Consider the following 13040-nt stretch of genomic DNA (forward strand, 5'->3'; position numbering starts at 1 on the left):
ACTTGAGCTGTTCTCGCCATACCAAGGAGCTCAGTGCCGAACCCCCGCCAGACAACAAGCCAGCGCGCGCCACGCACCCGTCGTCGGGTACCGATCATCACGTGGGTCGGCATCGTGGGAACCGCAATCCTCGCGCTTGCCGGCTTCGCGTCGACCGGAATCTGGGGGATGCTGGCGATGATCGCGCTGGTCATCCTGCCCACGACGCTCTATGCCGTCGCCTTCCGGCGGTCGACGTGGCTCCGGATCCCGAGGAAGCGCGCTACTGCCGCGATCGGTGCCGGCATCGCTCTCGCCGCACTGATCGGGTCCACCTCCGCCTACGGCACATCCCACCCGCTGCCAGACGCACCGGCAACAGTCGCCGCCGCGAAGACTTCGAGTGCGACGGTGTCCGCGAAGCCGAAGACGTCTCCGACGCCCACGCGCACGGTGACACCCACACCGACCCCGTCGCCGACTCCGGTGGTCACCACGAAGCAGGTGACCGAGACGGCCCAGATCCCCTTCGGGTCCACGACGGTGGAGAGCTCGACGCTGTCGCAGGGGACCTCGACGGTCACGACACCCGGGGTGCAAGGCATCAACACGAAGACCTACACGGTCACCTACACCGACGGCGTGGAGTCCGGTCGAGTCCTGACGAGCGAACACGTTACGACACCCCCGGTGACGCAGGTCACAACGGTCGGCACCTACGTCGCCCCCGCACCTCCCGCAGCACCGACGTGCTCGAGCGGCACCTACGTCAACTCCGCCGGAGACACGGTCTGTCGGCCCGAAGCCGCTTCGAGCGCGCCGGCCGGAGCCACGGCTCAGTGCGTCGACGGTGCCTACAGCTACAGCCAGTCACGGCGAGGGACCTGCTCCGGGCACGGCGGCGTCGCCACCTGGTTGTGACGCACGACAGCTGAGACGACGAACGGTCGCTCGCTCCCGAGCCTCCCCTAGAGCGCTCCGAGCGGCGCTTCTCCGACTTCCTGCCGCAGCATCCGGTACTGCTGCTCCCAACCGGGAGTGCCGCGTCCAGCGACGTGCAGCGCGGTCCGGACGGCTCCGAGCGCACGGTCGAGCGCACCGGGCTCGTCGTCCGCGTCAACACCGATCGAGAAGGTGAGCGTGCCGGTCGACAGGTCAGTGGTCAGGTCCTGGTCGTGGACGTCGTCGAGGTCGAAGAGTGCTTCTGCGATGGCGTCGAAGTCCGCCGAGAGGGCTGCGCGCGGATCGTCCGCTGCCCCGACTTGTGCCACGCACTCGAGCCGCACGAGGTAGTTCGTCATCACGTTCTCCTGTCCTCACAGCCCGTTCGCGCGAGCCGATACTTCAGATGCACAACGTACCAGGGGTTCGACGGCGTCAAGTGGACCGTGTGTAGGTGTTCGCCGCACGGGCAGTACGCCTTGTAGTACTTCCTCCCCTTCGCGAAGCGCCATCCCCGCACCTCTGCCCCGCGCATGACCCGTTCGATGTCCTTCTTGGGATGTCGTGGTCGTTCGACCATCGCCACCTCCCCTCCACACCATCGACGGTAGGGAGCAGGACCGCGACACCGGGGCCCGACGTCGATGGCTGTGGGGAGGTATCGCGATCGACGGACCTGTGGAGGACTGGCGGTCGGTGGCTCTCCGTCAGGGGCCGGCGAACTCCAGGGTGATCTCCGGGGAGTCGCCGAGTTCCACCCGGGCACGCTTCCGCTCCGCCGCACGCAACGGCACGAGGTACCCACCGTCCTTCGGGAACAGCGACGTCGTCCACGTCACCGAGCCGATCGTCACCCGCGCCGGGATCACACCCCACCCGTAGGTGAGCACCGGCGCGAGGTCAGCGATGACCTCGGCGGCGTCCGGCGGCACGACGGCGAAGAAGAACGGTGACGGGCCGCGCCACTCGATCACCTCGCCGCGGAACTCGAGCTCCATGCGGCGATCGTACGGCCGCGCACCTCGCACGGTGCGAGGTCCGCCGAACTCCGTGCGAGGTTCCGCACTCGGTGCGATGGCCGCGTGCTCGCACCGAGTGCGCAACCTCGCACCAGGGCGAACCCTGGGTCCCCAACCTCGCACCACGCCAAGCGCCGAACGCGGGACCCCTCGCACCAGGCCGCGGGAGCCCGACCAGCGGGACCCGGACGACGGACGCGCCCCGCGCCTCCAGGCCGGAGCCGGGGAGCACGGGGCGCGAGCCGCCGTCAGGACGGACGCGTCAGCGGTACGACGCGGCCTGTCCGTACAGCACCTTCGTGAACGACGAGACGTAGGCGGACTCGTCGCCTCCCGGCAGGTTGTACGTCATGAACACGCCGTACCCGTCGGCCTTCGTGCGCTGCGCGAGCGAGACGGCGGTGGCCTCGGGGGTGTTCTGGATGTCGACCGCAGCGGCGGACAGCTTCGACTTCGGCAGGCCCGGGATCGTCGGCGCCGTGTAGGTGCCGTAGTACGGGTTCCAGGCGTAGTCGAGCTTGCCGCCGATCGACGGGTTCGCCGTCTTCAGAGCGTCGGACGACAGGCCGATGTCGTAGAACGAGATGATCTTGCCCGGCATGTCCGCACGCAGGGCACTGATGAGCCAGCCGATCGACTGCTGGTTCGGCTGCGGGGTGCCGTCCACGCCGTAGTCGGAGTACTCGTCGTCCAGGTCGACGCCGTCGAGTCCGTACTTCTCGACGGTCGCCGACACCTGCGCCGCGAAGTCCCGTGCGGCTGCCTTCGAGGTGAAGTTCGCCAGCCCGGTGCCCTGGTGGTTGCCGAGCACCGAGAGCGTCACCTTGATGCCCTTGGCCTGCAGCGGGCGGATCTGCGTGGCGGCCTGGTCGAGGGTTCGCTGCACGTTCTCGTTGGCGTACAGGACCGCCTTGCCGTCCGCGTCCCGGTTGATGTTCGCGGCGAAGATGATCGCCACGTCGAAGGCGTTCGCACCGTTCTCCAGCGTGTACCGCCCGACGTTGGCGAGCTCGTCGTTGTTGACCTCGACGTAGGCGATGCTCGTCGGCCCCGACTTCGTGGGGACGGCGTGGTGCCCGTGTCCGTGTCCGTGGCGTCCGCCGTGTGACGTGCCCTGCCCGTGGCTGGCCCCGGACGAGGACGGCGCCGCGGATGCTGCAGCGGGTACCAGTGGTGCCGCGAGCATGGCGACCAGTGCGGTCGCGATGCCGAACTTCGTGGACTTCTTCATGGCGTTCCTCCTTGCGTGGATGGATGGATCACTTGCGTGGGAAGCGGAAGGTGCGGACCTCGTAGGCGTCGACGGCGAACGAGGACGCGTCGACGGTGCCGGCCGAGGCCAGCGCCTCTTCGAGCAGGGTCACCTCGGCAGCCGGCCCGAACGCAGCACCGTCGGCCTCGGACAGGGCGATGGCCCCGGTCCCCCGCTGCCCGGTCGGCTCGTACACGCGCACGACCAGGTCACCGGACCGGTCGTCGGCGAGCTTGACGCTCGACAGCACGACGTCGCCGGAGACCTGCACGAGCGGGTCGAAGCCGTGCGCCCCGGTGATGGTTCGCGCGCCCGCGTTCATCCGCACGCCGGCCGACGTGGCTCCGAGCTGGTCGGTGCCGATGACGATGCCGTACCGGTGCGTCTGCACGCCCTGGTCGGTCTCGGGGTCCGGGAACCGCGGTGCCCGCAGCAGCGACAGCCGCACGGTGGTGGTGACGTGCCCGTCGACGGCGTCGCGCGTGGTGTCGAAGCCGTGGATCGAGTCGTTCACGAGCGCGACGCCGAAGCCCGGCTCGGACACCAGCACGTAGCGGTGCATCGAGGTCTCGAACTTCGCGGCCTCCCACGAGGTGTTCGTGTGCGTCACCCGCTTCTGCGCGCCGAACTGCGTCTCGGCGACGGTGTGCTCGGCGCGGACGTCGAGCGGGAACGCGACCTTGAGGAACTTCTCGGTCTCGTGCCAGTCGGTCACCTGGTCGAACTCCAGGGTGCGCGACTCCGGCGCCAGGGCGATCTCCTGGCGGACCGTCGAGTCACCGAACGCCCGCTCGACGACCACGCGGGCGACCCCGGCGTCGTCGACCGACGCGGTCAGCCCGGTGGTCGACACGAGTTCCTCGACGCGGTTGCGGTAGTACCGGTCGACGTCCCACGCGTCCCACATGTTCGGGAAGTCCTGGTGCAGCTGCAGCAGGTTCGCCGCCTGGCCGGCCGCGATCGCCTCGCGCCCGCTCGCCAGGTCGACGGCGCTCGTCACGAGCCCCTGCGCGTCGACGACGACCCGCACCAGGTCGTTCGCCAGCACGTACCCGCCGTCCTGCTCGGTCAGGGACACGGCGGTCGCCGCCGGCACGTCGGTCGCCACGACGGCGCCCTGCGCGGGTGCACCGGCCTGGAGGAACGGGGCCGGGTTCACGACGACGGCCGCGTCCCCGGCACCGGCGAGCGCCGAGAGCGCCTGCTCGATGATCGCGGTCAGCGCCGCGGCCGTCTCGGCGTAGCGTTCGACCGCTTCGCGGTGCACCCACGCGATCGAGGTGCCCGGCAGGATGTCGTGGAACTGCTGGAGCAGGACCTGCTGCCACAGGGCGTCGAGCTCGTCGTACGGGTAGGTGAAGTCGGTGCGGGCGGCGGCGGTCGCGGCCCAGAGCTCGGCCTCGATGAGCAGCTGCTCGCACCGGCGGTTGCCCTGCTTCGTGCCGTGCTGCGACGTGAGCGTGGCCCGGTGCAGTTCGAGGTACAGCTCCCCCACCCACACGGGCGGGTCGGTCAGCTCGGCCTTCGCGCGGTCGAAGAACGTGTCCGGGTGCTCCCACCGGACCTTCGCGCTGCCCTCGAGGTCCGCCAACCGCGCGGCGGTGCCGGTCATCTCGCGGGTCGTACCGCCACCGCCGTCGCCCCAGCCGACCGGGGCGATCGATCCGGTGGCGAGCCGGTTCTCGCGGAACTGACGGGAGGCCTTCGCGACCTCGCTGCCCGACAAGCGCGAGTTGTAGGTGTCCATCGACGGGAAGTGCGAGAACACCCGCGACCCGTCGATGCCCTCCCACAGGAACGTGTGGTGCGGGAACTTGTTCACCTGGTTCCACGAGATCTTCTGCGTGAAGAACCACTCGAAGCCCGCGCGGCGCATGAGCTGCGGCAGCGCCGGCGAGTACCCGAAGCTGTCGGGCAGCCAGACGCCCTTCGGTCGGATGCCGAACTCGCGCTCGAAGAACCGCTGCCCCTGCGAGAACTGCCGGACGATGCTCTCGCCGGTGGGCATCACGGTGTCGGACTCGACCCACATGCCGCCGATCGGCAGGAACCGGCCGGCCTCGACCGCCGCCTTGACCCGGGCGTAGACCTCGGGGCGGTGCTCCTTGATCCACGCGTACTGCTGCGCGCTCGACATGCCGTACAGGAAGTCGTCGGTCTGGTCGATGAGCTCGGTCATGGTCGACGTGGTGCGGGCGACCTTGCGGATGGTCTCGCGCACGGGCCAGAGCCAGGCGGAGTCGATGTGGGCGTGCCCGACGGCCGAGATCGTGTGCGCCGAGGCCTCGGCGGGAGCGGCGAGCACCTCGGCGAGCGCCGCGCGGGCGTCCCCGGCGGTCTCCGGGATGTGCTGCAGGTCGAGCGCGTCGAGGGCGTCGTCGAGGGCCTGCAGGATCCGCATGCGTCGGGGCCCGGCGGGCAGCTCGGCCTGCAGCTCGAGCAGGACGTCGATGTCCAGGGCGAGCTCGTGCACCTCGGACTCGAAGACGGCGAGCTCCATCCGGCGGGTGGCGTAGAGGCGCTTCGAGGACGAGGTCTGCACGTCGCCCTCCTGCGTCGGCAGGAAGGGGTGGTAGTCGAGCAGGACGGGGTTCGACGCGGCCTCGACGAAGAGCTCGACGGTCTCGCCACCCTCGGCCCGCTCGGTGACCAGGACCCACTGGTTGCGTGGGTTGATCGACTTCACGGGGGTACCGTCGGCCAGGTACACGAGCCCCTCGCACTGGAACCCGGGCATGTTCTTGTCGAAGCCGAGGTCGATCACGGCCTCGACCCGGCGTCCGGCCCACTCGGTCGGCACCGTCCCGGTCAGCCGGAACCACGTCGTGCCCCAGGCCGCGCCCCACGGGGTGCCGACCTCGTAGGGCGCGAACGTGAGCGCGAGCCCCTCGGCCGGCGGGACCGGCTCCCCCGGCAGCTCGTGCCAGGCGGCCTGGAGTGCCGTCGTGGTCGCGTGCACCGCGGGGGTGATCCGCTCGTCGAGCACCCGTCGGGCGCGTCCGGTGGTGAGGGGGATGTCGTCGTGCATGGAGCCTTCCGGGGTCAGGGCGTCGTCGCCGGGTGGGCGACGCGGACGGTGGTGGTGTCGAGGTCGGACGGCACGTCGACGCAGCGGTCGATGCCTCGGGCGGCCAGCAGCGCGGTGTCCGACAGTCGGGAGCGCAGGACGACCTGCGGGCCGCGGCCGTCCGGTGCGGCCTCGGCCAGGGCGAGCCAGGCGGCGGCGAACCGACCCCCGGGGGCGCAGTCGGCGCGGGTGCCGTGCCGGACGGTGCCGTCGGAGAGCACGTCGTCGAGGACGAGCGCGGTGGTCGTCGGTGCGGCACGGGCGTCGCGGGTGTGCTCGGCGCGGGCGAGGGCGGCGAACGCCTCGCCGGCGGGCTTCAGTCGTCCGTCGTTCGTGAACAGCCCGAGGTCGTACTCGAGCTCGGGGAAGTCGGCGAGCGACCGGGCGACGTCGTGGGAGCACCACCAGGTCACCCCGAGCACCTGCTGCGCGTCGAGCACGTGCCGGATGGTCTGCTCGGTGAACGCGGCGGCGTCGGCGGGGTCGACGACGTTGGTGGGGGCGCCGACCTCCTGCAGCCAGTTCGGCCGGGCGGCGTCGTGGTTCCAGGCGGCGGCGAGCTGGAGCAGGTACTCCCCGTGCCGCACCGACCCGGCCCCGAGTGCGCCGTGCAGTGCCGCGGAGCCGTTGAACACCCACGAGTGCGTGACCGTCGCGTCGCCGTGGTCCGCCGCGTGCTCCGGGCCGAAGGGCTGGGCGTCGTCGTACCACGCCGCGTCGTACTGCGCGACGGTGACCAGCGGCCCGGGACGCGACCCGGTGGCGGGCGGGACCGACGAGGCGGGGTCGAGCCGCGCCTCCAGGCCGACCGACACGGGCGACGCAGGCAACGCCGATGATCCGTCCGACAGCCCCGCTCGCGCCGCCGCGACCATCGCCGCCGCCCACGCGTGCCCCTGCTCCGCCGTGATCGCGTGCGGTGCGGGGTGCGGCGCGTGCGCGAACTGGTTGACCTCGTTGCCGATGGTGATGCCGAGCAGGTTCGGCCTGTCGGCGACCGCTGCGGCGAGCGCCCGGACGTACGCGGCGGTCGAGGCGACCACGTCCGGGTCGGTGAACATGTTCCGGCGGTGCCAGCTGTCCAGCCAGGACGGCACGAAGTCGAAGCTCGACAGGTGCCCCTGCAGCGCGTCCACGTTGACGTCGAGCCCGAACGACCCGGCGAGGTCGACGACCGTCGCGACGTCGTCGAGGGCCTGCTGCCGGATGAGCGTCCGGTTCGGCTGGACGACCGGCCAGAGCGGGAAGATCCGCACGTGGTCTGCGCCGATCGACGCGATCGCCTCGAGGTCCCTGGCGGTGTCCGACCGCGAGAAGTCGAGCCACGAGTGGAACCAGCCGACCGAGGGCGTGTAGTTGACCCCGAAGCGCATCAGCCCTTCACACCGCCCTCTTCGACGCCCTTGAAGAAGAAGCGCTGCAGGACGGCGAAGATCACGGCGATCGGGATGAAGGCGATCATGGTGCCGGCCGCGATCATCCGCTGGTCGGTGGCGAACGTGCCCTGCAGGTACTGCAACCCGACGGTCAGGGTGAGGTTCTCGGGCGACTGCAGCACGATGAGCGGCCAGAGGAAGTCGTCCCACGCGCCGATGAACGAGAAGATCGCGATGACCGCGATGGTCCCCTGCACGGCGGGCAGCGAGATGTACCGCAGGCGTTGCAGGGCGTTCGCACCGTCCATCACCGCCGCCTGGTCGATCTCCTCGGGGATCTGCCGGAACGCGTTGAACATCAGCAGGACGTTGAGTGCCGCGATCATGCCGGGCAGGGCGACGCCGACCAGGTTGTCGGCCAGGCCGAGGTCCTTCACGGTGACGAACTGCGAGATGATCGTCGCCTCGCCGGGCAGCACCAGGGTGCCGAGGAACAGGCCGAGCACGAGCTTCCGGTGCCGCCACTGCAGACGGGCGAGGGCGAATCCGGCCAGGGTCGCGAACACGATGTTGCCGAGGACGTCGATCGCGGCGACGAGCAACGAGTTGCCGATGTACCGCCACACCGGGATCGCGGCGGCGACCTTGAGGTAGTTCTCGAAGGTCGGCTCCGTCGGGATGAAGGACGGGTTCGCGGTGTAGATGTCCTCGCCGGCACCCTTGAGCGACGTGGACAGCTGCCACAGGAACGGGCCGATCGTGATGAAGAGCACCACGATGAGCAGTGCGTAGCGCAGCACCTTCTCGCGGGTGGACATGACGCCCCAGACCGCGCGGCGCCGCCCGCGTCCGTTCTGCCTGGAGGCCCGTCCCGCGTCGGTCGCGCCGGTCACGTCCGGCGTCGGGCTGGCAGCACCCTGCGCGCCGCCGACGACGGGTTCGGTCGTGCTGGTCGTGTTCGTCACTTGTCCGCCTTGCTGTTCATCCGGGCGAGGGCCAGCATCGGGACGAGCGTCACGACGAAGAGCAGGAGGCTCAGGGCGGACGCGTAGCCGAGGTTGCCGGTGAAGCCGCGGGCGTACTGCTGGATGAGCATGACGAGCGAGTTGTCCTGCCCGCCGGGCCCACCGGTGCCGTTCGTGAGGATGTAGAGCTCGCTGAACACCCGGAGGGCGGAGACGCACACCAGGATCCCGACGAGCGTCATGGTGCCGCGGACCCCGGGCATCGTGACCGACCAGAAGCGTCGGACCGCGCCCGCGCCGTCGAGCGCGGCGGCCTCGTGCAGGTCCTTGCCGACGTTCCCGAGGGCGGCCAGGAAGATGATCATGTAGTAGCCGAGCCCCTTCCACACCGTCAGGCTGATGGCGCTGAGGAGCAACAGCCAGCGGTCGGTCAGGAACGGGACGCTGCCCTGCACGACGCCGAGGGCCTGCGCCATCTCGTTGATGACACCGCGGTCGTCGAGGATCCACGTCCAGATGAGCCCGACGACCACCGCGGACGCGATGACCGGCGTGTAGAACGCGGTGCGGAAGAACGCGATCCCGGGCAGCTTCTGCTGCACGAGCACCGCGATGAGGAGCGGGAGGACCGTCAGCAGCGGCAGGCACACCGCCATGTAGATGACGCTGTTGAGTAGCGCCTCCCACACCTGGGGGTCGGCGAGCAGGGTCTGGAAGTTCTGGACCCCGACCCACTGGCTGACGCCGCCGAGCGGGCTGGCGTTCGTGAACGACAACCGGACCGTGTTGATCGAGGGCCACAGGCTGAACGCGACGAGCCAGATCAGTGCCGGCAGGACGAGCAACCAGGGCGTGTACCAGCGGTTCGCACGCATGACGATCCTCCCTCTTCCTTCTCCGGGACCGGATCAGCCGTTGGCCAGCAGGCTGTTCATCTTGGTCTGGGCGGTCTGCAGCGCCTTCTCGGGCGACACCTGGCCCTTCATCGCGAGGGCGATCTGCTGGTCGAGGAAGTCCGTCATCGCGGAGTTCGCCTCGACCGGGTTGATGACCTTCGCCGTCTTCAGGGCCTCGTTCGCCAGGACCCGGGCCTCGCCGTTCACGGTGCCGTCGTCCTTCGAGAAGTACGGGTCGGACTGCGACGACGTGGTGGACGGGAAGATGTTCACCTTGTGGGCGAACGCCTCCTGGTTCTCGGCGTTCGTCATGAACTTCGCGAAGGCCTCGGCGGTGGCGAGGTGCTTGGACTTGCTCGAGACCGACAGGCCCTGCACGTAGAGCGGCGGGGTGTCGAGTGCGGGGCTGACGGTGACCTTCCCCTTGAGCGACGGGTTGTTCTTCTCGAAGTCGGCGAGCGAGGTGGCACCGCCGGTGGTCCAGGCGACCTTGGCCTGTGTGAACAGGGTGGAGTTGCCGAGGTAGTCGCTGTTCAGCACGTTGGAGGGCATGTAGCCGTCCTGGTACGCGTCCTTGTAGCGCTCGATCAGGTCGGCGGCCTTCGACGAGTCGGCGAAGGTGAACTTCGTGCCGTCGGCGTTGAGCACCTTGACGCCGGCGAGCGTGAAGTCGCCGAGGCCGGGCTTCCGGCTCATCAGGTAGTCGGTCGGGCAGTTGTCGTGCATGGTCTTCGCCTGCGTGAACAGCTCGTCGGTGGTCTTCGGCGGGTTCTCCGCGTCGAGGCCGCACTTGGCGAACATCGTCGAGTTCCAGTAGTTCACGTCGGTGTTGAGGTACCAGGGGTACCCGAACGTGCCGTCCACTCCCTTGTACTCGTAGGAGTCCACCGCGCCGGCGACGTACGTGCTGGCGAGCTTCGGGTCGTCCTTCCCGACGTCCTGCAGGAACCCGCGCTTCGCGAGCGGCAGGGCGATGTCCGGCGGCAGGTTGATCACGTCGGGCAGGCTGTTCGACGATGCCTGGCTGAGCACCTTGTCGGCGTACCCGTCGCCGGGCTGGTCCTGCAGCTTGACCTTCGCGTCCGGGTGGGCCTGCTCGAAGTCCTTGATGACCCCGTTGAGGTACCCCGTGTAGGTCGGCGTGAGCGCCCAGGTCTGCAGGGTGATGGTGCCGCTGATCTCGCCGCCGCCGTTGTCGGCCGCGTTCCCGCCGCTCGAGCAGCCGGTCAGGACGAGCGCCGTGGCGGCGGCCGTCGCGAGCAGCGCAGAGGCGCGGCCCCTCGTCATGCGTGTGGTGGTCCTCATGGCGTCTGACTCCCTCGTCATAGCTGAACCGGTTCAGCAGCAATCGCCGAACCCGTGTGTGGCAGCCACTGTGGATGACTAAAGCGCTATAGTCAACCCCGTGGCCACCAAGCGTCGAACGACGATCGCCGACATCGCCGCGCGGGCCGGTGTGTCCATCAGCGCGGTGTCGTTCGCGTTGAACGATCGCCCCGGAGTCTCCGACGAGACCCGTCGCCGCGTGCGCGAGATCGCCCGCGAGCTCGACTGGCAACCGCACACCGCGGCTCGGGCGCTCGGCGGCGCGAAGGCCGGTTCCATCGGGTTCGTGCTGAACCGCCCGGCCCGGACCCTGGGCACGGAGTCGTTCTTCGGCGACCTGATCTCCGGCATCCAGCTCGGGCTCGCCGGCACCCACGTCGGCATGAACCTGCTCGTCGCGCGCGATGCCGAGGAAGAACTCGAGACCTACCGGGACTGGTGGCGCGGACACCGTGTCGACGGCGTGATCGTGATCGACCCCCGTCGCGACGATGCCCGGCTCGCCCTGCTCGCCGACCTCGGCATGCCGACCGTCGTCGTCGGCTCGCACCCCTCCCCCGACGGTGCCGCTCCCACGGTCTGGATCGACGACTCGGACGCCACCGACACCGTTCTGCGGTACCTGCACGCCCTCGGGCACCGACGCATCGCCCACGTCGCCGGGCGGCCCGAGTTCGAGCACACCGCCATGCGCATGGACCGGCTCCGGGCGTTCGCTGCCGACGAGGGGCTCGACGACGCGGTCTCGGTGCCGACGGACTACTCGGCCGAGGCCGGCGCGAGCGCCACCCGCACCCTGTTGTCCCGGAGCGTCCGACCGACCGCGATCGTCTACGACAACGACGTGCTCGCCGTCGCCGGGCTGGGCGTGGCGAGCGAGATGGGCGTCGCGGTGCCCGGCGACGTCTCGATCGTGTCCTTCGACGACTCGGCGATGATCCGGCTCGTCCGCCCCGCGGTCACCTCGCTCACCCGCGACACCGTCGAGCTCGGGCAGCGCGCGGCGACCCTGCTGCGCGCGCAGATCGACGCCAGCGCCGCGCTCCCGTCACGCCCGGGCCCCTCGCTCACCCTGCGCGTCCGCGAGTCCACCGGCCGCGCCCCCGTCTGACCCGCTCCGGAGGTCGGCCCCGACGACTCGCTCCCCGCTCGCGCCCACTCGTGCTGCCGCCGCGACCGGCGCGCCGCACCGCACCTGCGCCGGCACGGGACGACGTGGTCTTCTCCGCGCCGTGACGGTTCTGGTTCACGAAACCCGAGGATCGTGAACCAGAACCGTCATCGATGTGGAGCGGAACCTCCTTCCTCCGCGGTCGACGGTCAGCGGCGGTTCGCCGGGGGTCGGACCCGCTCGAGGGCCCGCCGCATGGACGACGTCGTGCTGAAGCCGAAGCGGGTCGCGACGTCGGACGGGCGGTCTCCACGACTGAGCGCGCTCCGGACGGCGAGACTGCGGTACCAGCGGCCGAGCTGCGCGGGCGAGCATCCCGTCGCTGCGACGCACCGGCGCTCGAGGGTGCGCGCCGACACGTCGATGCCGACGAGGAGCTCCCGCACGGATGGTCGACCGGCGGGATCGAACAGTCGGTCGAGGACCCGCGCGAGACCGTTGTCGCCGAGCATCGGGGGCGGGTTGTCGCGGAGCACGGTCGTGACGACGAGCCGGGCGAGGGCCTGCTGCTGCGCGCCGTGCCACCTCCCGCCGTCGAGGTGCCCGACGTGGCGGAGCGCGAGGCCGACATCGGGCGAGGGAGCCCCGGGCGGACCGGTCGTCGCGATGGCCGGGAGTGCGAGGACCTCGTCGGCGAGGGGTCCGAGCGTTGCGGCGCCGACGAGGACACCGGTGAGCGCGAAGAGTGCCTCGTGCGGGAGCGCGTACGTCTCCGCGGCCCGGGGTGGGCCGGAGCGCTCCGGGCCCGAGCTGATCGTGATCGTCGCGTGCCCTTCGACCAGGGCAGCGGTTCCGGCGTCGACGAGCGCGATCTTGTCTCCGCGCCGGACCCACACGGAGCGGGATCGCGTCGCCACCCAGGCGTGGGTGCCCGTCGGTTCGACGTCGAGCGTCCACGCCTCGTCGTCGGACCGGACCTCGGCGCCCGCCCCCACCTGGAGCCCGACGGCGTCGATCAGTGCTCGGAGCGCATCACCCATCCGACGAGCGTGATCCACGGGCAGGACGCGGGGGCGTGGATCGGGCGGACTGTGGAAGAGGGGGGAT

At 70.3% G+C, this 13040-nt stretch carries 11 protein-coding genes; 2 read left to right on the forward strand and 9 right to left on the reverse strand.

Annotation, left to right across the window (positions count from 1 at the left end; translation table 11 throughout):
- Window positions 1–114: 114 nt before the first annotated feature.
- Entirely contained in the window at window positions 115–900 is a 786-nt protein-coding gene (locus tag H7A73_RS04410) for a DUF3761 domain-containing protein (protein WP_259362702.1), read from the forward strand.
- A 47-nt stretch (window positions 901–947) separates the two neighbouring features.
- Here the strand turns inward: H7A73_RS04410 and H7A73_RS04415 are convergent, their stop codons facing one another.
- The 8 genes from H7A73_RS04415 to H7A73_RS04450 form a co-directional block, all read right to left on the reverse strand.
- The gene (locus tag H7A73_RS04415; protein ID WP_182064842.1) at window positions 948–1280 is read right to left on the reverse strand and encodes a hypothetical protein; all 333 of its coding nucleotides are present in this window, start codon (window positions 1278–1280) and stop codon (window positions 948–950) included.
- A gap of 348 nt (window positions 1281–1628) precedes the next feature.
- Window positions 1629–1919, reverse strand: coding sequence for a DUF1905 domain-containing protein (locus tag H7A73_RS04420; protein WP_182064843.1), 291 nt, complete (start codon window positions 1917–1919; stop codon window positions 1629–1631).
- 283 nt (window positions 1920–2202) lie between these two features.
- Complete coding sequence (locus H7A73_RS04425; RefSeq protein WP_182064844.1) at window positions 2203–3171, reverse strand: endo-beta-N-acetylglucosaminidase H; 969 nt, start codon at window positions 3169–3171, stop codon at window positions 2203–2205.
- 28 nt (window positions 3172–3199) lie between these two features.
- Window positions 3200–6220: an alpha-mannosidase gene (locus H7A73_RS04430; RefSeq protein WP_182064845.1), complete on the reverse strand. Its 3021-nt coding sequence runs from the start codon at window positions 6218–6220 to the stop codon at window positions 3200–3202.
- Window positions 6221–6234: 14 nt separating this feature from the next.
- Window positions 6235–7632 (reverse strand): glycoside hydrolase 5 family protein, encoded by a 1398-nt coding sequence (locus tag H7A73_RS04435; RefSeq protein ID WP_182064846.1) that lies wholly within the window; start codon window positions 7630–7632, stop codon window positions 6235–6237.
- Window positions 7632–8600 carry a carbohydrate ABC transporter permease gene (locus tag H7A73_RS04440; RefSeq protein ID WP_220456588.1) on the reverse strand — a complete coding sequence of 323 codons (969 nt, stop codon included), beginning with the start codon at window positions 8598–8600 and terminating at the stop codon, window positions 7632–7634. Before H7A73_RS04440 ends, H7A73_RS04435 begins: the two co-directional genes overlap by 1 nt.
- Entirely contained in the window at window positions 8597–9475 is an 879-nt protein-coding gene (locus H7A73_RS04445) for a carbohydrate ABC transporter permease (RefSeq protein ID WP_182064847.1), read from the reverse strand. The genes H7A73_RS04440 and H7A73_RS04445 overlap by 4 nt, the downstream gene beginning before the upstream one ends.
- 33 nt (window positions 9476–9508) lie before the next feature.
- Window positions 9509–10783: an ABC transporter substrate-binding protein gene (locus H7A73_RS04450; RefSeq protein ID WP_182064848.1), complete on the reverse strand. Its 1275-nt coding sequence runs from the start codon at window positions 10781–10783 to the stop codon at window positions 9509–9511.
- Window positions 10784–10901: 118 nt separating this feature from the next.
- On the opposite strand from H7A73_RS04450, the gene H7A73_RS04455 reads away from it, so the two are divergent.
- Window positions 10902–11933: a LacI family DNA-binding transcriptional regulator gene (locus tag H7A73_RS04455; RefSeq protein ID WP_182064849.1), complete on the forward strand. Its 1032-nt coding sequence runs from the start codon at window positions 10902–10904 to the stop codon at window positions 11931–11933.
- Between the two features lie 209 nt (window positions 11934–12142).
- Here H7A73_RS04455 and H7A73_RS04460 read toward each other — a convergent pair whose 3' ends face one another.
- Window positions 12143–12973: an AraC family transcriptional regulator gene (locus H7A73_RS04460; RefSeq protein ID WP_182064850.1), complete on the reverse strand. Its 831-nt coding sequence runs from the start codon at window positions 12971–12973 to the stop codon at window positions 12143–12145.
- Window positions 12974–13040 lie beyond the last annotated feature (67 nt).

This window comes from Curtobacterium sp. ME12, from assembly GCF_903970855.1.
GTDB lineage: Bacteria > Actinomycetota > Actinomycetes > Actinomycetales > Microbacteriaceae > Curtobacterium > Curtobacterium poinsettiae_A.

Excerpts from the sequence above, each read along its gene's own strand:
- H7A73_RS04415 (WP_182064842.1), bottom strand. The coding sequence starts at position 1,280 with ATGACGAACTACCTCGTGCGGCTCGAGTGCGTGGCACAAGTCGGGGCA.
- H7A73_RS04420 (WP_182064843.1), bottom strand. The coding sequence starts at position 1,919 with ATGGAGCTCGAGTTCCGCGGCGAGGTGATCGAGTGGCGCGGCCCGTCA.
- H7A73_RS04425 (WP_182064844.1), bottom strand. The coding sequence starts at position 3,171 with ATGAAGAAGTCCACGAAGTTCGGCATCGCGACCGCACTGGTCGCCATG.
- H7A73_RS04430 (WP_182064845.1), bottom strand. The coding sequence starts at position 6,220 with ATGCACGACGACATCCCCCTCACCACCGGACGCGCCCGACGGGTGCTC.
- H7A73_RS04435 (WP_182064846.1), bottom strand. The coding sequence starts at position 7,632 with ATGCGCTTCGGGGTCAACTACACGCCCTCGGTCGGCTGGTTCCACTCG.
- H7A73_RS04445 (WP_182064847.1), bottom strand. The coding sequence starts at position 9,475 with ATGCGTGCGAACCGCTGGTACACGCCCTGGTTGCTCGTCCTGCCGGCA.
- H7A73_RS04450 (WP_182064848.1), bottom strand. The coding sequence starts at position 10,783 with ATGACGAGGGGCCGCGCCTCTGCGCTGCTCGCGACGGCCGCCGCCACG.
- H7A73_RS04460 (WP_182064850.1), bottom strand. The coding sequence starts at position 12,973 with ATGGGTGATGCGCTCCGAGCACTGATCGACGCCGTCGGGCTCCAGGTG.